The sequence below is a fragment of the Streptomyces sp. ASQP_92 genome (assembly GCF_025399895.1).
Lineage (GTDB): Bacteria > Actinomycetota > Actinomycetes > Streptomycetales > Streptomycetaceae > Streptomyces.
Genome location: NZ_JAODUA010000027.1, coordinates 37,468 through 59,123, shown reverse-complemented (window position 1 = coordinate 59,123; position 21,656 = coordinate 37,468). Strand labels below are relative to the sequence as shown.

At 69.4% G+C, this 21,656-nt stretch carries 15 protein-coding genes; 10 read left to right on the top strand and 5 right to left on the bottom strand.

Annotated features, from left to right (window positions below; genetic code table 11):
- Window positions 1-213: 213 nt before the first annotated feature.
- From N4G70_RS33740 to N4G70_RS33715, 6 genes are all read left to right on the top strand, one after another.
- Complete coding sequence (locus N4G70_RS33740) at window positions 214-2,208, top strand: 3-hydroxyacyl-ACP dehydratase (RefSeq protein WP_261716591.1); 1,995 nt, start codon at window positions 214-216, stop codon at window positions 2,206-2,208.
- On the top strand, window positions 2,205-3,872 hold the full coding sequence (locus tag N4G70_RS33735; RefSeq protein WP_261716590.1) for a PfaD family polyunsaturated fatty acid/polyketide biosynthesis protein: 1,668 nt from the start codon (window positions 2,205-2,207) through the stop codon (window positions 3,870-3,872). The genes N4G70_RS33740 and N4G70_RS33735 overlap by 4 nt, the downstream gene beginning before the upstream one ends.
- The gene (locus N4G70_RS33730; protein WP_261716589.1) at window positions 3,860-4,747 is read left to right on the top strand and encodes a hypothetical protein; all 888 of its coding nucleotides are present in this window, start codon (window positions 3,860-3,862) and stop codon (window positions 4,745-4,747) included. Before N4G70_RS33735 ends, N4G70_RS33730 begins: the two co-directional genes overlap by 13 nt.
- 38 nt (window positions 4,748-4,785) lie before the next feature.
- Complete coding sequence (locus N4G70_RS33725) at window positions 4,786-6,132, top strand: aldehyde dehydrogenase family protein (RefSeq protein ID WP_261716588.1); 1,347 nt, start codon at window positions 4,786-4,788, stop codon at window positions 6,130-6,132.
- 133 nt (window positions 6,133-6,265) lie between these two features.
- The gene (locus N4G70_RS33720) at window positions 6,266-6,871 is read left to right on the top strand and encodes a DUF6230 family protein (protein ID WP_261716587.1); all 606 of its coding nucleotides are present in this window, start codon (window positions 6,266-6,268) and stop codon (window positions 6,869-6,871) included.
- Complete coding sequence (locus tag N4G70_RS33715) at window positions 6,862-7,218, top strand: DUF6114 domain-containing protein (protein ID WP_261716586.1); 357 nt, start codon at window positions 6,862-6,864, stop codon at window positions 7,216-7,218. The genes N4G70_RS33720 and N4G70_RS33715 overlap by 10 nt, the downstream gene beginning before the upstream one ends.
- A gap of 1,187 nt (window positions 7,219-8,405) precedes the next feature.
- Here N4G70_RS33715 and N4G70_RS33710 read toward each other — a convergent pair.
- On the bottom strand, window positions 8,406-8,810 hold the full coding sequence (locus N4G70_RS33710) for a hypothetical protein (protein ID WP_261716585.1): 405 nt from the start codon (window positions 8,808-8,810) through the stop codon (window positions 8,406-8,408).
- A 394-nt stretch (window positions 8,811-9,204) separates the two neighbouring features.
- On the opposite strand from N4G70_RS33710, the gene N4G70_RS33705 reads away from it, so the two are divergent.
- Complete coding sequence (locus N4G70_RS33705; RefSeq protein WP_261716584.1) at window positions 9,205-10,455, top strand: IS110 family transposase; 1,251 nt, start codon at window positions 9,205-9,207, stop codon at window positions 10,453-10,455.
- Between the two features lie 322 nt (window positions 10,456-10,777).
- Here the strand turns inward: N4G70_RS33705 and N4G70_RS33700 are convergent, their stop codons facing one another.
- On the bottom strand, window positions 10,778-12,208 hold the full coding sequence (locus N4G70_RS33700) for a class I tRNA ligase family protein (protein ID WP_261716583.1): 1,431 nt from the start codon (window positions 12,206-12,208) through the stop codon (window positions 10,778-10,780).
- A 250-nt stretch (window positions 12,209-12,458) separates the two neighbouring features.
- Window positions 12,459-14,483 carry a BTAD domain-containing putative transcriptional regulator gene (locus N4G70_RS33695; protein WP_261716582.1) on the bottom strand — a complete coding sequence of 675 codons (2,025 nt, stop codon included), beginning with the start codon at window positions 14,481-14,483 and terminating at the stop codon, window positions 12,459-12,461.
- Window positions 14,484-14,855: 372 nt separating this feature from the next.
- Between N4G70_RS33695 and N4G70_RS33690 the strand changes: the two genes are divergently transcribed.
- The 3 genes from N4G70_RS33690 (at window position 14,856) to N4G70_RS33680 (ending at window position 19,596) form a co-directional block, all read left to right on the top strand.
- Window positions 14,856-16,538, top strand: a complete 1,683-nt coding sequence (locus N4G70_RS33690; RefSeq protein ID WP_315904327.1) for a 2-isopropylmalate synthase — start codon at window positions 14,856-14,858, stop codon at window positions 16,536-16,538.
- A 64-nt stretch (window positions 16,539-16,602) separates the two neighbouring features.
- Window positions 16,603-18,192, top strand: a complete 1,590-nt coding sequence (locus N4G70_RS33685; RefSeq protein ID WP_261716581.1) for an amino acid adenylation domain-containing protein — start codon at window positions 16,603-16,605, stop codon at window positions 18,190-18,192.
- A gap of 105 nt (window positions 18,193-18,297) precedes the next feature.
- On the top strand, window positions 18,298-19,596 hold the full coding sequence (locus N4G70_RS33680; RefSeq protein ID WP_261716580.1) for a cation:proton antiporter: 1,299 nt from the start codon (window positions 18,298-18,300) through the stop codon (window positions 19,594-19,596).
- 75 nt (window positions 19,597-19,671) lie between these two features.
- On the opposite strand, the gene N4G70_RS33675 is transcribed toward N4G70_RS33680, so the two are convergent.
- Together N4G70_RS33675 and N4G70_RS33670 are read right to left on the bottom strand one after the other, a co-directional pair.
- Window positions 19,672-20,733 (bottom strand): DMT family transporter, encoded by a 1,062-nt coding sequence (locus tag N4G70_RS33675; RefSeq protein WP_261716579.1) that lies wholly within the window; start codon window positions 20,731-20,733, stop codon window positions 19,672-19,674.
- A 127-nt stretch (window positions 20,734-20,860) separates the two neighbouring features.
- Window positions 20,861-21,607, bottom strand: coding sequence for a thioesterase II family protein (locus tag N4G70_RS33670; protein ID WP_261716578.1), 747 nt, complete (start codon window positions 21,605-21,607; stop codon window positions 20,861-20,863).
- Between the last annotated feature and the right edge of the window lie 49 nt (window positions 21,608-21,656).

Here is a 21,656-nt window from a genome sequence, read left to right as displayed (position 1 = left end):
GCGTCCGTACACGCCGCTCACCAGTCCGCGTTGCGGGCGCACCGCGCCCTCCAAGAGTGGCTCCTGGCGGACGAAACCCTCGGCCTGACGACCCGTACGGGGTCCACCGCCCGCCCGGATACAGCAGACGCGACACCGCATTCGCCAACCCGGCCGGCCGCCGGCCGGCCGCCCGCCGCTCGCGTACGGCACAGCACACGGGACGAACGTCAGGTGCCGCCGTCGCCGGCCGCCTCCCTGTCCGCCTCCACCAGCGAACCGTTCCACCCGCGCGCGTTGCGCGCCGCTTTGACATGGCGCCGGGCGACGCGCCCCATCACCCTCAGCGGCCTCAGCGTGGCCGCGATCCCGTCCCAGGGCGGTCCGGACTCCTGCGCCTGGGAAGTCCGGCACGACGGCCTGACTGTCGCGGAGGTGTCCGGCACCAGCGGGTTTGCCGCCTCGTCCGTCACGCCATGGCCCGAACGGCAACCGCCCGCCCAGCCCCGGCAGTTCCGCGCCCTGGCGCAAGCCGTCCGTCACCGCTTGCGTCGGGGTGACCTGGCGCGGCTGGCCACAGGAGACATCGCCGGCGTTCTCGGTGCACCCTTCGGTCCCGGCGGCACCCCGACCGCCCCGGCCCCCGCCGCGGAGGCGTTCACGCTCCTGGAGGACATCGTCCTGACCGGCGCCGGCAACGGCCGTCATGGCCAGGGCCGGGTGACCGCAACGCTCCGCCGTGGTACGAGCGGACCGGCCGCCTGGCCGGAGCTGCTGTCCGCCGCGTGGCAGGCACTGCACGTCCACGCACTGCACCAGGGAATGCACTTGGTGCTGCCCGACCCCCGCCCGGAACCCTGGACCGAGGAACCCGTCCACATCGACGTACGGGACGTCGCACACCTCAGCGGCCCCCTGACGATGCAGGCAGAGATCGCTTCGATCGGACTGGTACCCCGCCCCCACGTGGTGGCGGACATCGCGTTCGGTGACGGCCGCACCACGGTCGCCCGCCTGCACTCCGTGGGCCTCGTCCTGCGAGAGCCACCAGGACGAGACCTCGGCCCGGGTGACCGCGACGCCGCCCCGCGCCGCACCAAGAACTCCGGATCGTTCTTCGCCCACGAGCTGCACATGGCGCACGCCGCCGAGGGTGACCTGCGCGTCGCCCACGGCACGGCCCGACACCGATCGACGCGCCTGGTCCGGCCCCGACTCCCCCGGGGCGACCTGCTGATGGTCGACCGCATGGTGGACTCCCCCGCCGAACACGGCCAGTACCCCACGGGCTCGTCGTACGTCACGGAGTACGACGTGCCGACCTCGCCTTGGTACATCGCCGAAAACGCGGGAAGTGCCCCGCATCTGTTTCTCCTCGAGACATCCCTACAGGCCGCCGCCTTCGTCGGCGCCTCTCTGGGGGCCTGCATGGAGTACCCGGACCACGACTTGACCGTACGCAACCTGGAAGGCTGCTCCCGGCTGCTCCGCGCCGTGGACCTGCGCGGACGCACCATTCGTCAGCGCACCACCCTGCTCGCCCACACGCCACTGCCGGGTGCGACCCTCCAGCGGTACGGGTACGAACTCGCCGTGGCAGGCGAGACGTTCTACACGGGAGAGGCTGTCCACGGCTTCTTCACCGAGCCGGTCCTCGCTCGCCAGCAGGGACTGGACGGCGGCCGCCTGGTGCCGCCCTGGCTGAAGCTCCAAACGCCCCAACCCGTGGCCCGGCCCCTGGATCCGGCCACCGGTTGTTCGGCGGCCTCGGGGCGCCTCGCCTTCCTGGCCAGAGCCACCACGGAGTTCGTCGAAAACGGGGGACGGTACGGGCTGGGCTATCTCCTCTGCGAAATGCCCATCGACCCTGCTGACTGGTTCTTCGACCAGCACTTCCTGCACGATCCGGTCATGCCCGGATCGTGCGGGGTCGAACTGCTCGTACAGATGACCCGGGCCTGCGTTCGCTCCGCCGGCCTCATCGCCACTCACGAGCCGCAACCGCAGCCGCTGCTGGGTGCCGAACTGCGCTGGACCTATCGCGGCCAGATTCAGCCCCACCACCAGCGGATCCAAGCCGAGGTACATGTGCGCGAAGTCGTCGACGAAGCAAGCGGACGGGCCGTCACGGCGGAAGGCAGCGTCTGGCGGGACGGGCTGCGCATTTACGCCGTCGACAACATCGCCCTGCACGTTCCCGCGCTCTCCTCGGCGAGGGGGACTTCATGAGCGTACGTTTCGACGCCGCCGGGGTGCGCTCCGTGCTGGCCGACCTTGAAGGGCCCTGTTACGTGGTGACGGCCGAGGGGCGGACCGGAGTCTGCGACGAGCGACCCGGACGCGGCGCACGCGTGGTGGCTATGGCGGCCCCCGTCAGCGTGCGGCACTTGGGCGCGCCCGCCTTTCTCGACCGCCACGGGGCGCGCTTCCCCTACATGGCGGGCTCGATGGCCGGAGGCATCTCCTCCGTGGAACTGGTATCGGCCATGGCCCGGGACGGCTACCTCGCGTCCTTCGGGGCGGCGGGGCTGTCCGACGATCGCGTCGATGAGGCCCTGGGCCGGCTGCACCGCGATCTGGCCGGTCTGCCGTGGGCGAGCAACCTGATCCACAACCCGGCCGATCCCGCCGCCGAACGCCGGTGCGTCGATCTGTATCTGCGGCACAGAGTGCCGTGCGTCGAGGTGTCCGCTTTCCTCCAGCCCACCATCGACCTGGTCCGTTACCGTGCGACCGGAGTGCGCCGCGATCCCGACGGTGACGTGCGCACCGCGCACCGGGTCATCGCCAAGGTCTCTCAGGCGGCAACGGCAGCCTTCTTCCTGCGCCCCGCCCCAAGTGAGCTGTTGGCGCAGCTCGTCCGCGACGGCGACCTCACCCCCGATCAGGCCGAGCTGGCCGGCCGGGTACCACTGGCCGACGACATCACCGTCGAGGCCGACTCGGCGGGGCACACCGACCGGCGTCCTCTCGTCACCCAGCTCCCCCTCCTGCTGGCACTGCGCGACCGAGAACGCCGCGACGGAGACCCCGGCGGTCGCGTCGCGATCGGAGCGGCGGGAGGAATCGGCACCCCCCAAGCCGCCTTCGCCGCCTTCTCGTTGGGCGCCGAATACCTCGTGACCGGTTCTGTCAACCAGTCCTGTGTCGAGGCGGCCACGTCCTGGCGGGTCAAGGAGATGCTGGCGTCCGCCGATATCGCCGACTGCGCCATGGCTCCGGCAGCCGACATGTTCGAATTGGGCGCGGATGTCCAAGTACTGCGGCGCGGAACCCTGTTCGCCGGAAGAGCTGCCTGGCTGTACCGCCTCTATCGGGCCCACGACGGCCTCGACGACCTCTCACCGCCGGACCGCCTGCGGCTCGAACGACAGGTTCTGGGCCGTCCAATCGACGAGGTCTGGTCCGAGGTGGTCACCTATCTGCGCGAGCACCGGCCCGAGCAGGCGGAGCACGCCGCCCGCGACCCGAAAGTGCACATGGCTCTGCTGTTCCGCTGGTATCTGGGGCTTTCCTCCCGCTGGGCGACCGCGGGTGAGCCCTCACGGGCCGGCGACTACCAGATCTGGTGCGGCCCGGCGATGGGCGCGTTCAACGCCTGGGCTCACGGGTCCCCCTGGCAGGACCCCCGCAACCGATGCGCCCCCGCCCTCGCGAAGGCGTTCCTCGACGGGGCCGCCTACCACGCTCGACTGGCACAACTGCGCTTCTCCGGAGTGCGCTTGCCGACGTGGTGCAGCACCTATGAACCACCCGGAGCGACCCCGCACCCGGCGCAGTCGGCCTCCCCACTGCCACGCCTCCCGTCACCCGTAGCCACCAAGCCCTGCGGCCAAGCGATGGTCCCTCACCCGTCTCCCGCAGAAGAAGTCAGGTCCTCATGGTCGAAGTAGATGCCTTCTGGGCCTACGCGATCGGAGCGGGCTGCGCCCTGTCGACGGCCGAGCAGCTCCAGCCGCCTATGCGCCCGGGCAGCCATCGGGCAGTACGAGACCGGCAGTTGGCCGCGACGCTGCTCTTCATGGGCCTGCTCTTCGCCCCGATGGGCATCTGGCTCGCCGTCCGCTTCCCCGGCTGGGAAACCATGTATCTCATCCGGGAACTCCCGCCGTGGGGAATGGGCTTGTTCAATGCCGGGATCACGCTGTGCGCCGCACTCGGCCACCTGTGCACGCACCGGCTGCTGGTGAGCGGCAGAACCTGGGCAGCGGTCCTTCAACTCCTCATGGCGTACACCGGCGTGTTCTTCGTGCTCATCCATGGTTGGGACGGCACCGGCCTCCACAGGTTCCTGGCCCCCGCACCGCAGGCGGAGTACTCCAAAGCGCCACTCCCCTCGTGGGCCGAGCTCGCAACCTGGCTGCGCTCCCCGGTAGCCCCCACACTCCTGGTCATGGGGGTCGTGCTCGTACCGTCGCTGCTCTGGCTGAACACGCGGTCCTACACCCAGGGACTCCGCCGTCTCGCCCCCGCGACGCTGCCCCGACGCCGACCCGGTCTGTTGGCCGTCAGCCGGATACTCCTCGTCATTCTCGGACCGTGTCCGGCCCTGGCCCTCGCGGCCGGACTGGCCATCACGGAAGGGGGCGTCGTGCTCGGAGGGGTCCTCTGGGCCGCTTGCGCGGCCGTCCTGTTCCGACCTCAGGGGGCCTTGGCCGCCCACTGCCGTCGCCTCGTCCTCCCGTCCGTTTACGGGCCACGCACGGCAGAGGGGCTCCCCGCCTCGACGGCCGTCGCGAACACCCCAGCACCTGCTCCCCGATCCTGACCCGTGGACAGCAAGCAACCAGCGCCTGGAGCAGCACCATGTCTCCGCTTCCTTACACCTACGAGGAGTTGCTCGGCCCCACGATGGCGCAAGCACTCTCGGCGGAAACCAGCCCGTCCACATTCACCGCACACGCCACCGTGCGCAGCCTCCTGTCGGGTCGTCCGCTGCCACCCCTCGCGCTGTGTACGGCGGCCGGTGCCCGCCAATCCATCGACCACGGCCGTGAGGCCCAGGGTGCGTGGCAGGCGACCGGACGGGCAGCCCGGCACACGGTAGTCATCCGGCTGCGCAGGGAAGTCACCGCCCGCCGGGCCGCCTTCGCGGAGGTGCTGCGCCACACTGCGGGCCTCGGCGCCACGGACACGGCTGAGGAGTGCCGGGACGCCGAACGAGTGCTGCGCCACAGCACAGCGAGCTCCCGCCATGGGGCTCGATGGTGGCGTTCACCTCTCGCACTCTCACCTTTGACGCGCCCCTCATGCGAGCCGCCTGGCTCCGTCCCCGCGGTCACGGTCTCCTACGGCGATGATGCCCGCCCCCTGGCAGCCCTGTTCGAGGGCGCGCTGCCCTCCCTCCTCAACGGCGGGGCGGTGATCACCGAGGTGAGTACCCGCAATGCGCCCGTCGCTCTCGCGGCAGCCGCTCTGGCCCGTGAGGCGGGCCTCCCCCCAGGTGTGTGGCAGGTCGTGGTGAGGGGGGAAGCGGTCGGCACGTCAGCTTCCGGCCTGCGCGCCGTCCTGGCCGAACACGCCGACGCTCTCGCCCCGTTGTGCTGCCCCCCAGGCATGGGCACGCCGGAGCGGACACGCTCACGACCCCCGTGTCTGCTTGTGCTGCGGCACGACGGCGACGCGCATGCTGCCGCGCGCGCGGCAGCACGTGCGTGCTTCGCGCGTGCGGGCCGAAGTTGCGCCGCCACACCGCTCATCGCCGTCCACGCCGCCCGGGCCACGGACTTCCTGGAGGCTCTCATCCGCGAAGCCCAGGGGGTCACGGTCACCACAGCACTTCCGGACGAACTACACCTGCGCCGCCTCACGACATGGGCCGAGGGCCTCATCGCAGGCGGCGCCCATTCCTGCCTTCCGCACTGGCGCCCTCCCACGCATCCCGTCGAGTTGGTGCCGCAAACGCCGAGACCACTTCTTTTGGTGGATCCCGGCGCCTTGAGCGATCCGCGTCCAGAGATCCCGCTGGGGCCGGTCGCTCTCGTGACCCGGTTCACCCACTGGGCGGAAATCCTGGAGCACGCCCACTACACGGGGCATCACCTCAGCGTCTTCACCCGCGCACCACTGTCCCAACTGGCCCCGCAGTTCGCCGGCCTGCCCGGCCGCCGTATCCACCTCAATCAACCGCCCCGGGCGGGGTTGCTCCCCTGAGCACACCACTCCGACGAGACACAGCTCTGACAAGGCTCCGAAAGGGACCCCCATGCGTTTTCCTCGCTTCAACCGCGCACCAGCTCAAGACCTCGGGGCGGGCGGCAGACCGGCATCCGGTGACATCCCCCTCGTGGAGCCCCCCACACAACCCCCACGAGGAACGGACTGGCGGCGCTTCGCCATCGTCGCGTCGATCGCCGCCGTCCTGGGTCTTGCCGTGGCGAGCACCACCACGGCGATCGCCCTGCCGGTGTCGTTCGCCGTCGCAGGCCGGTCCTTCCAGGTGTCCGCAGAGCGGCTGCACGGCAAGGGCGCCGTACAGTTCGCCGCGTTCACACAGGACGCCGCGGGCTCCCCCCGCCCTGTCGCGATCGTCGGCATCAACACCGCACGGATCACCGGGCTGTGCCAGTCATCCGTGGTTCACACCCCCTTCGGGGCCGTCACCCTGACCATTCGGTCGGACGACGACGAACCCGTGACGGGCAGCAACCTTGTGCTGGACCTCGACCACCTCGACGGGGACTTGCGCTTCGGCCACGCCCAACTGGGCCGTGACGCGGCGACGTTGGATGCCGTGCCCGGCGTGCACGGCATGCCCGGTGCCTACGGACAGCAGGCCCAAACCCTGGACATCGAACGGATGCAGCTCACCTCGTGGTCCGTGACCGCGGGCTCCTTCGACCTGCACGGGGCGCACATGGCTGTACAGAAGGGCGACCACTCATGTTTTTGAAAGGGCTTCTTGGCCGCCGACCTGCCGGCGCCGCACTCATCGTGCTCGCCTCCGCCCTCGAAATGGCCGCGTTCCCTCTCGGCAGACCCGCCTACCTCACCCTCCAAGGAGCCAGCGGCGCCGTCGCCATCGCGGTCGCCACGGCCCTGGCCGGGTGTGCCACACACATGTGGTTCGTCCCCGACCGCGCCACACGTAGCGGGTGGGCAGCCGTCACGCTCGGCGCGCTCTCCTACCCTCTGGCCAACCTCGGTGGGTTCCTGGTGGGTATGGTCCTTGCCATGCTGGGCGGCACGCTGGCCGTGGCATGGCGGACGAATCCCTCGCACGCCGTCCAGCAGCGATGAGCACCATTCGATCACGCGGGAAACGATGGCTGCCCCTCATCCTCGGAGCTCAGCTCATTCTGACCTGCACCATGCCGCCACCCCTGGCAGCGGCCGAACCCACAATCCCCCGGGGGGCCTTCGGCACGGGCGGCGTGACCTTGTACGCCGAGTCCCTCACCGTCCGAGGCATGCTCTGCCTTCCTGCGCCGCTGCGTCTCGGTTCCCCCGCCTCCTGCACGGCCGCGTCCATGGACGTCCGACGCCCACTCCTGATCGTCAACGACGACACGGGCAGGGTGTGTGTTCACGCAACGCAGGTGCTGCTCAGCGGTGGCGTCCGCTTTCACGCCGACGTCCTGAGCGGGCGACTCCTGGGTGTACTCCCCCTTGCCCTGCCCACCAGCGCGATCCCGCCTCTTCCGATCCCGTCCCTCACACTCGAAGCCGTCGAGGCGCACGGGGTGCAACTCACCGCTATGGACGTCTCATTGACTCGGCTGGGCATGACCACCCACGAACGATGCGATGCCCGACAGGACCCGAGGGTCCCTGAACTCGACCGCGTGCCCAGAACCACGGTGTCCTGAGTAGCGCTTTTCGCGGTGGCGGACAGAGAAGCGGACCACGTAGTAACTGATCGTTTCGTATCGTGGCACCGAGTACATCGCCACCGCAGGCAGAGATTCGGATGCCTTGGGCTCGACCGACGTCTGACGTCCTTCGCCGACTCCTCACCCGTGTCGCGGGGGCGCCCACGGCGTCAATCCAGTGCCGGCCCCCTTACTGACGGCAGGCACGCGTTGCATCTCGGCATGGGCGGCCAGGTATCGCGCGTATGTCTCCTGCTTGGCCTTGCGGCCTTGCGGTGTTCGACTCGTTCTCCTCTACGGTCGCGCCGATGTTCGACCAAGAGAGCTGAGGTGAGGGCGATGGCGGCCCCCGCGAGAGTCCCGAGCAGCGGCAACCACGTCATGTGCCGCGAGTAGGGCCGCAGACACTCTGGCCACTCGCTCCTCTATAGGAGGCTGACCGGAGCTCGGCGTCCACGATCAAGGGGAAGCTTCAGGCCGGCCCGAGACCCTGACCTCCCCACAGGGCCGCGTCGCGACCGCCGCGAGCACGAGCAGCGAACCACCGGCCGGCCCGCTGCGGGGAAAGCGGCGGCGTCCGAGCCGGGGGGAGGCGTGCCCGGCCCCGTCCTTCTCTCAGGCCGGCGCCTTGGTGCGACGCCGCACTTCTCCGTCGCCGAAGGAGCTGTGCAAATTGATGCCGACGGAGCATGGAATCGCCTGGAAAGGGCGGGGCTCGGGGAGTGTGGCTGATCCGGTGGACCGCAGGGCTTCGACCAGGGCCTCGCAGTGCCGCGGGTCGAGGACCACCTCGACGTGCTCACGGCTCTCGGCCGCCAGGCGGCCCATTTTGATCTGGATCCGCAAGGAGATGCTGCCGTCGGCATCCGTCTGTGCCGTGATGAGACCGTCCACGACACCCGGCACCGCCGGCAGGCTCGCCGACTGAACCGACGGAACCGGCTGACCGGACTGGACCGGCTGGACCGGCTGGTCGAGCCGGGCGACCCTCTTCATGGGCGTCCGATGCTGTTCTCTCATGTGGTTCCTAATTCGTGTGTAGGCGGTTCCAGATCAGCTCGTGGGTGAGCTGCTGGACTGTTGAAGCGGGTTGGGTTCGTAGCGGCCACGTGGGCACCGGGCAGACTCCTGTCGGTTCCCGGTCCATCGAGGCCTTATGAGAGAACGGTGGCGCCCGGTGTCTTCGGGCCGCTGCGGAACCCAGCCTGGCCTCCCGCACGTAGATCGTTGTGGTGTGAGCCCGTCGCAGGGCGCCCTCTTCGCTTCCTCCCGAGCCGCCGAGCTCTTCGTAAGACAGAGGCCCCTGCGGTGCGCTGGTGCCGCGAACGGCTAGTGAGATGGCGGACCGAAGAGTCCTGGAATTAGGTCGCCGCGTGGCCCGCACAGGCTCACCACCTGCGCACACAGCAAGAGAATGGAGAACCGTGTGACCGTGTTCTGCGGGATCGACTGGGCCGAGGACCACCACGACGTGGCGCTGGTCGACGACACCGGACACCTGCTGGCCAAGCGCCGCATCACCGACGACGCGGCCGGCTATCAGCTGCTGCTGAACCTGCTCGCCGAGTACGGCGACACCGCGGACACACCGATCCCGGTGGCCATCGAGACCGGACGCGGCCTGCTCGTCGCCGCCCTGAACACCGGAACACGGCCGATCTACGCGATCAATCCCCTCGCCGCGGCCCGCTACCGCGACCGTCACAGTGTCTCGCGCAAGAAGTCCGACCCCGGCGATGCCCTGGTCCTGGCGAACATCCTGCGAACCGACAGACACGCGCACCGCCAGCTGCCCGCCGACACCGACCTCGCACGGGCGATCACTGTCCTCGCCCGTGCCCAGCAAGACGCGGTCTGGGCGCGTCAGCAGCTGGTCAACCAGGTCCGCTCGCTGCTGCGGGAGTTCTTCCCTGCCGCCCTGGACGCCTTTCTGGGCAAGCAGTACGGCCTGGCCCGCCCCGAGGCTCGCGCGGTGCTGACCTCGGCACCGACCCCGGCCAGGGCCGCCAGACTCACCCCGGCCCAGCTGCGGGCGGCACTCAAACGCGCGGGCCGCACCCGAGGCATCGACGCCGAGGCCGATCGCCTGCGAACCATCTTCCGCGCTGACTACGCCCACCAGCCGCAGGCTGTCGAGGACGCCATGGGGCATCAACTTCTGGCACTGATACGCCAGTTGGATGCGGCCTGCACGGCCGCCGAAGACCTCGCGACGGCGGTAGGGGAGCATTTTCGCCGGCACCCGGACGCTGAGATCCTCCTCAGCTTCCCCGGCCTGGGAGTACAGCTCGCCGCCCGGGTGCTCGCCGAGATCGGAGACGACCGCACACGCTTCACCGACGCCCGCGCGCTGAAGGCCTACGCGGGATCGGCCCCCATCACCCGGGCCTCGGGCAAGAAACGCTACGTCGGACGGCGTTTCATCAAGAATGACCGGCTGATCACCGCCGGATTCCTCTGGGCCTTCTCCTCGCTGAGAGCTTCCTCTGGAGCTGACACGCACTACCGCCGACGACGCGAGCGCGGGGACTGGCATGCCCAGGCCCAGCGGCACCTGTTCAACCGCATGATCGGCCAGCTCCACCACTGCTTGCAGACCGGACAACTCTTCGACGAACAGCATGCTTTCACCTCCTCAGCTGCAGACCTGGCCGTCACGGCTTGACTTCTTAGACACGTGAGATGTCTCTCATGAGTGGCGACCGCGAAAGGCCGCGGCCGCCACTGCCGCGCGGCCCCCGCCTGTCCGCGGCCCTCGTCAAGACCGACGCCCCGACCATCACTCCTGCTGTCCTCACCCCATCCTCGAAGCATCCTCAGCCACAGCCCCGCACCGCGCGCCCCGCACACAGCACAGGAACCGCCGACGCACGGACATGGGCCTCAACAAGCTTCCGTGGGACGGCAGTTCCGGGACTCGGGACAACCTCCTGTGCGCGGGACAGACACCGAAGACGCGCTCCCGCGTCCCCTTCAGGCGCGGGCGGTCAGATCGCCTTCCATGCGGCGGCCAACTCCTCGGGGGCGTGCGGCGCCTCCACCCCCGCAAGGACATGGGCCAGAACGCCGTAGCAGGACACGTCCGCCGCGCCGACGGTCTCACTCTTGGCCAGGTTCTTCTGGAGGCGGTAGAGCTGGGTGAACGCCTGCTTGAGATCCTGGCGTTCCAGCAGCCCCTTGATCTGGCCGGCCGCCTTGGCGGTCTCCTGAGAGAGGTCCTGCCCGGCCACGCGCTCCCGCGCGGAGAGGCCTTCGTGCGCCTTGAGGAAGCGTTCGCACGGCTCGATGTGCTGCGGCTTGACCGACAGCGTGTCCAGCGGGCCGGCGCTGACGAGAAGAGCCAGGCCAAGGACGTCGTCCGGCACATCCGCGCCGACGCCCTTGGCGAGTTGCGCGTTGCTGACCACGACGACCTCGGGCGCGTTCTTGACGGCGGGCTCCAGCTCCGGTTCGGCGAGGAGGAGGCGCAGCGCGAGCAGGTCGTCCTCCACCCGGGTGGACGGCGTGACAACCGTGAGTTCGGACGACCGCACGTGCTGCTCCGCGCCCCGCAGGACGGGGGACAGCGTCACCGCGATCGAGTCGCCCCCGTCGCCTCGGGCGGCGAGCGTACGGCGCCGGGAGTCCCAGGCGAGGTCGACATCGCCCTCCGCGCCGATCGTGGCGATCGGGAACGTGCCCATACCGGAATCGGTGTACTCCTCCACCAGACCCCGCTCGGCGATGGCCGCGAAGTACCTGGTCTTGGCCTCGCTGAACGGCAGTCCGTCCGTGGCGCCGGTGCGGAAGGCGTAACCCGACTTGATGAAGGGAGGCTTCGGCCAGTCCGTCGGCGCGCCGTCGTAGTCCTTGGGCGCGAGCGAGAAGCGAACGGGGAGCCCGACCTTGCGGCTGAACTCCAAGTCGGCCGCGTTGTGGCCCGGGTTGATCAGAACCGCGCCCGTTCCGAACTCCGGCTTCACCCAGTCGGCGACCCAGATCGGCAGCAGGTCGCCGGTGAGAGGGTGCCGACAGAAGCGACCGGTGAACGCGGCCTGCTCCTCCGGTCCGAGACCGGTGCTCAGGGGGTGCCCTGGGTGCACCGCGATCGCACAGGAGCTCGGAAGTCCGGTCCAGTCGGTGACGAACGTCGTCAGGGACGCGGGGGTGTCGCTGTCCTGCCCCTCGGTCTCGAGGGGGAACTGGAAGACGGCACCGACGGAACGACGCGCCTGCTTGCGGTGACGGGAGACCAGGGCCGGCGCCCAGGCTCCGTCGTCGTCCGCCACGACCCGGTCGCGGGCGGCGCGGGTGGGCACGTAACGGACGTGCCCCTCGCCGCCGACAAGGCCGGCCGCCTCGGCGACCTGGGTCACCGTCTCGGACGACCGCGCGGCCCCCTCGATCAGCGTGACGTCCTTGCCCTCGACTCCACTCATGCGGCCCAGATATGAGCCCAGAGCGTCGCATCGAAGGTTCACCTCACGTGATTCCGGATCACGCAGGATCAGGACGGTTGTGCTGCTCACTCATGCCTCCAAGGCGCTTGATACATACGGAGGTTGACCCGCCACGCAGTGCCCGGGGCGGGCCGCGTGGAGTCTAACCTGGTCAATCCAGAGCGAAGTGCGCCAATGCCCACAACGACCCGCATTCCAGGCACAGTTGGCGTCAGTGGATGCGAAGACGTCAGCCACCGGTGCAGGCCACTGTCGCCCGAACCGGGCCACGGGCCGATAACTCCCGTAGCGCCTCGACCACTTGACCTGCCGGACGACGGTCGGCAAGCCGCGTCGCCACAGCGCGATCGTGCCCGCCGTCCGCCGCGTCCGTGACATCGGCGGCTTCCGCGAGCTGCGTGGCGTACGCATGGAGCAGTTCGTGGATGCGGTACCGGCCGGGGCCCGTCGCCTCGATCAGGTGAGCGTCCACCAGCGATTCGAGGAGTTGATCGACGCGCGCCGCCGAAAGACCGGTCAGCCTTGCCACTGCATGAGGCTTGATGTTGTCACTGGGCAGACGGCCAAGTACGCGGAAGACGAGCTGCTGACGGTAGGTCAGCCCGTCGTAGGACTGCTGGAACACCTGCGTGAGGCGGCCGTCCTCGTCATCGAGCACGGACAGTCGCCGTCCTTCGTCGGCGAGCCGGGAAGCCAGGTAGGAGACGGTCCAGGAAGGCCGGTGGCACAGCTTGGCCGCGGCTATCCGAATCGCGAGGGGAAGCCCCCCGCACAGTGCGACGATGTCGTCGACGGCCGCACGCTCCCGCCAGGCACGTTTCTCCCCGGCGATCCGGCTGAACATCTCCCCGCCCTCGGCCGGCGACATCTCCTGGAGGGTGAGCTGACAGGTGGACATGAATTCGGTGAGCCGATTGCGGCTCGTCACGATGGTGAGGGAGCCGGGCGCGCCGGTCAGCAACAGAAGGATCTGCTGCGTGTCCGCCACGTCGTCGAGCACGATCAGCGCGCGCCGGTCGGCCATCATCCGCCGCCACGTGGTCGCCCGCTGCTCCAGGCTTGTTGGAATACCGCGTGGCGGCACTCCGAGGCCGGACAGGAGAATGCCCAGGGCCGCCCACGCGGTCAGAGGGTGTTTGCCCGCCGAACAGGCGGACATGTCTACGTAGAGCTGGGCGTCCGGGTAGGAGTCCGCCAGCTGGTACGCGGCGTGGACGGCCAGGGTTGTCTTGCCGACCCCGGCCATGCCGTCGATGGCCACCACCGCGGGAACGCTCCCTGCCCCGCCCCGGTCGGCACCTGCGGCCCGCGCCGCCTTCTCGATGAGTCGCTGTTCGGGAATCCGGCCGGTGAAGTTTCCGCTTCTGGCCGGAAGATTGTTGTGCCGAAGGGACGGGGCACCAAACCCCGACCTGCGAGCGCCGTTCACCAGAATGTACTGATGAACCTCCTGCAATTCCGCTCCCGGATCGACGCCGAGTTCCTCTTTGAGTCTCTGACGGGCCTGTTCGTAAACGGTCAGGGCCCGAGCCTGGGAGCCGGAACGGAACAGGGCGAGCATCAACTGGGAAATCAGGCGTTCCCGCAGGGGATGCTCGGCCACCCATAGAGCGAGGTCGCCGACGATGGATTTGTGCTCTCCCTCGGCCAGCTCCAGTTCAAAGCATTCTTCCAACACGCTGAGGCGCAATTCGTTGAGCCCGTCCACCTGAGCCTGCAGGGCGGGCCTGTCAAGTCCGGCGAGCGCGGAGCCGCGCCAGAGGGAGAGGGCGGATCTGAATTCCTCCAGCGCCGCGGCGGCGAGCCCCTCCTTGACCAGGCGGCGGGCGCGGGTGACGCCGTGCGAGAAGACCTTCGCGTCCAGCCGGTCCTCATCGATCCTCAACTGGTAGCCGTCTCCCGCCATGAGGAGCTGTTCACCGATCTCCGGGTGGCTCCTGCGCAGGTCGGAGGCCGCGTTGCGGATCTGCTTGACCGCGGTGGCGGGAGCATGGTGACCCCACACCGTGTCGATCAACTGCGCGAGTGACACCGGCATACCGCCGGCGAGCAACAGAGCGCCGAGGAAGGCTTGCCGCTTACTCCCGGATAATCTGACCTGCCCCGAGGTGGTCCATATTTCGAGCGGCCCCAGGATGCGATAATTCAGCACTTTGACCCCCGTGTTGAAAGATGCTGACCACTGGCGCGTGAAGGTGGTCGTGAATTCCGCCGAGAAGGGTATCCAGGCCCACCGCGAGTCGATAGGGGCCATCCACTCCTTGGGACAGCCTGGGCCGGGATCGCCGAGCGGGCCTGCCCATGGGGGCGCAACCGGATCATTCCAGCGGGCATATGCGCGCTGCACATCGATCACGGAATCTGGCTGATTTTCGCCGTAGTAGGCGGAGACTGCACCAGAAGCGGAGCGAATTGGTCCGGTTATCTCGGCGCAACGGACGGCGAGGATGCTTCGAGGATGGGGCGAGGACAGCGGAAGTGAGGGTCGGGGCGTTGGTTCCGTGGGATCCGTAGAGAGGCGGTTGGTGTGTCCGAGACTATGGCGAATCCGGTGGGTGGGGTGCGGGCGCCACAGGGGCCGCGGCGCGAGGGGCAGCCGTGGTGGAACGCCCAGCGGGCATCGTCGATGCCGATTCATCGGTACGAGCGCGTGCCGGACCGGGTGCCGGCCGGGTCCGGAGCCCGGGGCTGGCCCGAGCGCGATATCAGGCATGCGCCGCTGTGGGCCTCGGTGGACCTGCGGGACGGCAACCAGGCGCTGGCCGTGCCGATGGACGCAGGCCGCAAGGGGCGGATGTTCGACCTGCTGGTGGGCATGGGCTTCAAGGAGATCGAGGTCGGCTATCCGGCGGCCAGCCGGGCGGAGTTCGACTTCGTACGGGAGCTGATCGAGCAGGACCGGGTGCCCGACGATGTGACCATCGTGGTGTTCACCCCGGCCCGCCCGGAGCTGATCGAGCGCACCTTCGAGGCGTTGCGCGGTGCCCGCCGGGCCGTGGTGCACCTCTGCCTGGCGACCGCGTGCCTGTGGCGGGAGACGGTCTTCCACCTGTCGGCCGACGAGATGCGGGACTTCACCCTGCGGGCCGTGGACAAGGTGGCACGGCTCGCGGAGACCATGCCGGGCACGCAGCTGCGGTACGAGTTCTCCCCCGAGACGTTCAACGTCACCGAGCCGGACTACGCACTGGAGCTGTGCAATGCGGTGCTGACGCACTGGGACGCCTCTCCCGACCGGCCGGTCACCCTCAATCTGCCCACCACCGTGGAGATGGACACGCCCAACGTCTTCGCCGACCAGATCGAGTGGATGCACCGCAATCTGGACCGCCGGGGCTCCGTGATCCTCTCCGTGCACCCCCACAACGACCGCGGTACCGCCGTGGCCTCGGCCGAACTGGCCCTGATGGCGGGTGCCGACCGCATCGAGGGCACCCTGTTCGGCAACGGCGAGCGCACCGGGAACGTCTGCCTGGCAACCCTGGCGATGAACCTCTTCAGCCATGGCATCGACCCCCAGCTCGACTTCTCCGACATCGACGCCGTGCGCCGCACGGTGGAGTCCTGCAACCAGATGCCGGTTCCCGCTCGCCATCCCTACGCCGGAGAGCTGGTCTACACGGCGTTCTCCGGAACCCACCAGGACGCCATCGCCAAGGGCCTGGCCGCCCTGGACGAGACGGCCCGCCGACAGGGCACCGGCCCCGGCGCCCAGCGCTGGCAGGTCCCGTACCTCCCCATCGACCCGAGGGACGTCGGCCGCACCTACGAATCCGTCGTACGTGTCAACTCCCAGTCGGGCAAGGGCGGCATCGCCCAGATCCTCAAGGCCGACCACCACCTCGACCTGCCGCGCGAGCTGCGCGTCGACTTCGCCCGCACCGTCCAGCAGATCACCGACCGCTCCGGTGCCGAGCTCACCTCGCAGGACCTGTGGAAGGCGTTCGCGGAGACCTACCTCGAACCGCGCCCCTGGCTCCTGCTCAAGGAGTGCCGTCAGGAGGAGACCGCCCCCGGCGCCGTCACCCTCCGCGTCACCCTCGCCGATGCCGACGGGCGCGAAGTCGACACCACAGGTACCGGCCGTACCGCTCAGGACGCCGCGGCCGACGCCCTGACCCGGGCCGGCCACCCCGTAACGCTCCTGCACCAGCACAGCCACCCCCACCCCGACCACGGCACCGTCGCCTACACCCACCTCACCCACGACAACACCGCCACACACGGTGCCGCGCTGCACCACGACCCCGCCACCGCGGCCACCGCCGCCGTCCTGAACGCGGTCAACCGCAACCACGCCGCCTCCTGACCGACGAGCTCGGCTTCCCGCGCGTACGCGCGCATCCACCCACGGTCCAAGGAGTGACGGCCATATGGCCCTGATCGGCAACCGCGTCCCGCTGCCCGCCGAACGCCTCACCCACCGCGTCTTCGAGGAACATGCCAGGACACATCCGGAACGACTCGCCCTGACCTGTGGCGAGGAACGCCTCACGTACGGCGAGATGAACGCCCGCGCGAACCGGCTCGCGCACCACTTGATGGCACGCGGCATCAGCAACGGCGCCATCGTCGGGGTGTGCGTCGACCGGTCGCCCGAGCTCGTGTCCAGCATCCTGGCCATCCTCAAGGCCGGTGCCACCTACGTACCACTCGACCCCACGTACCCCGCGGAGCGGCTGCGGCTCATGCTGTCCCAACTCCCGCAGATGACAGCGGTGTTGGCGGCGAAAGACACGCTCTCCCTGGTGGAGGGGTGCCACGGCGACATCGTCGACGTGAACGACCCCGAGCTCCGACTGGAGTCGCGCCCCACCACGGATCCCCAGGTCGAGATCGGCCCGGACGACCTCTGCTACGTGGTCTTCACCTCCGGATCCACCGGAACGCCGAAGGCCACGGCGGTGCGGCACGAAGGCTGGTACAACCTCCTCAACTGGCTGCGCCTGGAGTACGAACTGGACCACGGCTCCAGCAACATGCTCCTCAGTTCGTTCGGCTTCGACATCAGTCAGCGCAGCATCATGGCTCCCTTGTTCATGGGGGCCGCCCTGCACCTGCTGCCCAGCCGCAGCTTCGACATCAGTCTGGCCTACCGCCTCATAGGGGAGCTCGGCGTCCGGACGCTCCACTGCGCGCCCAGCACGCTGTATCTGCTGGTGGACCGGGAGATGGACCGGGGCACAGAAGTCCTGACCGGCCTGCACTACGTCTTCATCGGCGGCGAACCCATGTCGGCGGCCAGGGTGGCCGACTGGGCCACCCGCGAGGGCAACAGGTGTGTGCTGCTGCACCAGTACGGTGTCGCCGAGTGCACGGACGTCGCGTCGTCACACCGCATGGTGGACTACCCGGGGTACGCGAACAGCCGTATGCCCGCCGGGGCTCCGGTGTACAACACCGAGATCCGGATCCTGGACGACGCCCTGGAAGAGGTCGCCGACGGAGAGGTGGGGGAGATCTGCATCACCGGCACCAGTGTCGGGGCCGGCTATCTCAACGCCGACCCCGCGCGGCAGAGCAACTTCGTGACGACGGAGCGCGACGGCCGGCCGGTGCGTTTCTACCGGACCGGGGACCAGGGGTACGCGACACCGTCGGGCGAACTCGTCGTCGTGGGCCGGGTGGACCACCAGGTGAAGGTCCGGGGCATGCGGATCGACCTCGGCGATGTCGAACACGCCGTGCGCCGCCACAAGAAGGTGCGCGACGTCGTCGTCCTCCCCGTGTCCGACGGCGAGCAGGATGCCCGGCTCGTCGCCGTGGTGATCGCGGCGGCGGAGCCCATCGACGAGCGGTCGCTCCGCCAGGATCTGCTCGAAACGCTACCGCGCAACATGGTGCCGCAGGAGTTCGTCGAGGTGTCGGCCTTTCCGCTCAACCCCAACGGCAAGATCGACCGCAGGGCACTGGCCGAAAGTGTGCGATCCGGCGCCTCGCCCCAGGAAGGCCGCGCGCGTTAGGCGTCCCCCCGCTTCCGCGGGATCGACGGCACATGACCGCTCACCACCTCTGGGAGAGACGGAACGTTGGAACTACATCGTTTGGCATCCGGGTCCACCGAAGCAGTGACCGAACACGTCCTGGTCTCTTTGGCCGTCATCCTCGGCGCGGCCTATGTCTTCGCCCGGCTGGCCCGGCGAGTGCGGCAGCCGGTCGTCGTCGGAGAGATCATCGCCGGCATCGCCCTGGGACCGAGTGTGCTCGGCCTGGTGCCCGGCAACCCGGTCGACGTGATCTTCCCTCCGGAAGTCCGCCCCTACCTCCAGGTTCTTTCGCAACTGGGCCTGGTGCTCTTCATGTTCGGCATCGGCTACGAGTTCGACGGTTCCCATCTGCGGGGACACGGCCGTCAAGTGACCGCCGTGTCCCTCAGCTCGGTCGCCCTGCCGTTCGCCCTCGGTGTCGGGCTGCTCTGCGTCCTGCATCCCTGGCTCACCGACACGGGCACCACCGTGCCGGGCCGGCTCGTCCCGGCCCTCTTCCTGGGCGCGGCCATGTCCATCACCGCGTTCCCGGTCCTGGCGCGCATCATCTCCGAGCGCGGTCTCCAGAAAGACCGGATCGGAGTCATGGCCGTGGCCTGCGCGGCCATCCAGGACTTCCTCGCCTGGGTGGTGCTCGCCGTGGTCGTGGCCCTGGCGCAGAGCACGGGCGGCTGGCCGCTGGCGCGCATGGGCCTGATCTCCGTGGGGCTGCTGCTGTTCCTGTGGTACGCCGTGCGGCCGGGACTGATGTGGCTCTTCGCGCCGGGCCGCCGGTGGTCCAATCGCGCGCTCATCCACGCCGTGCTGGTCGTGGGTCTCCTGCTCTGCGCCTGGGCCACCCAGGCGCTGGGACTGCACGCGGTGTTCGGGGCCTTCGCCTTCGGCGTGATCGTCCCGCGCGCCGCCATCGACAGGACGGCTCCCGAGGTTCCCGAGCGCATCGAACAGACGAGTCTCTTCCTGTTGCCGGTGTTCTTCATGGTGACCGGCCTGTCGGTGAACCTCGGGGCGCTCGGCGGGCAGGGCCTGCTCATCCTGCTGGCGGTGCTCGTCACGGCCTGCTTCGGCAAGTTCGCGGGCGCGGCCGGAGCGGCGCGGCTGACCGGTGCGACCGGCCCGGAGGCGGCGGCCCTCGGTGTGCTGCTCAATGCCCGCGGGCTCACCGAACTGGTGATCCTCAACGTCGGTCTGTCCCTGGGCGTTCTGGACAGCCGCCTGTTCACGGCCATGGTCGTGATGGCGGTGGCCACCACGGTCATGACCGGTCCGCTGCTCGATCGCTTCCACCGTGCCGCGCCGCCGCGTTCGGTGCCGAGTGACAACGCGGAGCAGCGGCGCGAGGGGCAGGACCTGGTGGCGGTGCGGGAGGAGACGTCGTAAGGCCCGCGCGACGCGACAGGGTGCGCCACGTGGAGACACCCACGTGGCGCACCCTGTCGCCGGCCCGGCCCCGCGTCACCGCGTCGCAGGACCCGCTTCCCGTACCGACTTCGTGCCGGGCTCCTGCGCCCGGGTGTCGTCGGGCGTCCGCGCGGCGACGCCCGCGGGCCGCTCGGGGTCCTGCGGCGCGTCCGCCGGAACCGGCTGCTCGGCGCCGGCGGGTTCGGTGGCGGATTCGGTGGCGGGTTTGCGTCCCGTGATGACGGCGAGGAACGCGCCGCCCACCATGATCACCGCAGCCGCTCCCTGGGACCAGGTGAAGGATTCACCGAGGGAGATGAAGGAGAAGATCGTGCCGAAGAGAGGAACGGCGAACATCATGACCGAGGCCGCGGACGCGCCGACGTCCCGGATGCCCCGCACATACAGGATGTACGCCACGGCGGTCGGCCCGATCGCGAGGTAGACGGCGTTGATCCAGAACCCGGTCGACAGGGAGCCCCAGGCGACGTCACCGAAGTGCGGGGTCGCCATGGCACCGAGGGCGATGGAGCCGGCGACCGTGGAGTAGGTGACGGCCTGCACGGGGTCCATGCCCGCCACCAGACGGCGGTTCAGCAGGGTGTAGGTGGACCACACGGCGGCGCCGACGAGGAAGATCGTGTCGCCCATCAGCCGGGTCGAGCCCGGGGCTCCGTGCGCGTTGGTGGTGAAGAAGAACAGGGCGGCGCCGCCGACGCCGAGGACCAGACCCATGACGCGGGCCGGCCTGGCCGTCTCACGGTGGCTCAGGATGAGGACGACCGCGGTGATGACGGGAGTGAGCGCGGGGAAGATGACGCTGCCGTCACTGGCCGGGGCCAGCGTGACGCCCCAGAAGAACAGCGAGTTGTAGCCGCAGACGCCGATCAGTCCGGCCACGCACGCGCCCACGATGTCCTTGAGTTTCGGGGACTGCTGCGGCCGCCGGAAGAACGTGATGATCAGAAGGACGACGGCGCCTCCACCGAAGCGGAACAGGACGGCTATCGCATGGGGTACGTGCTCGGTGGCGTACTTGGAGGAGGGAAAGGCGCTGCCCCAGAGGATCATGGTGAACAGCAGCCAGCCGAAGGCACCGAGGGGCTTGGTCTTCATCGCGCATCACACTCATTCGTCTTTCGCTGCCGCTGGGCAAAGGTCGGGACGTTCTTGGTCGGTGGGGCTTCCTGAAGGGGATGCCGGGGCCGGCGGCACGGGGGTCGCCGCCGGCCCTGACCCCCCGTCACGCGGTCCGCAGCGCCTCGGCGATGGCGCGGTGCACGGCGGACGCGTGCGTGAAGAGGGCGAAGTGGTCACCCTCCAGCGGGTGGAGGGTGAATCTGCCGGTGGTCTGCTGTTCCCAGGCGGCCAGTTGGGCCGTCGTCGCCCGGGGGTCGTCGCTCGCGGCGAACGCGGAGATCGGCAGGTCGAGCGGGGGCTCGGGGGTGTAGGCGTACTCCTCGCTGACGGCGAAGTCGGCGGTGAGCAGCGGATGCAGCATGCGCAGCATGGCCGGGTCGTTGAGGACCCAGTCGGGCGTGCCGCCATGCCGGCGCAGCACATCCGCCAGCTCGTCCAGGGTCAGCTCATCGAGGCGCGAGGAGTGCTCCTCGACCTGGGGTGCGCGGCGCCCGGCTATGAAGAGGTGGACCGGCTGGGGTGCGCCGATCCTGCGCAGCTCCCGGCACAGTTCGAAGGCGCAGATCGCACCGGTGCTGTGCCCGAGCACGGCGTAGGGCCCCTCGACGGTCGCCACGATGTCCCGTGCGAGCGCCGAGACGAGGGGGCCGACCTCGCTGAACGGCGTTTCCTGCCGGCGGGTTTCACGCCCCGGCGGCTGGACCGGGCACACGCCGATCCAGTCGGGCAGGTCCGCCCCCCAGGCCCGATAGGCCGAGGCGCCCGCACCCGAGTGCGGCAGGCATAACAGCCTGACGTCCGCCGCGTCGGCCGGACCGAAGGGCAGCCAGGGGGTCGTGGTGCTGTGCATGCGCATGGGCTTCTTTCCTCGCGTGTGTACGTGGGGGCACGCCCAGGAC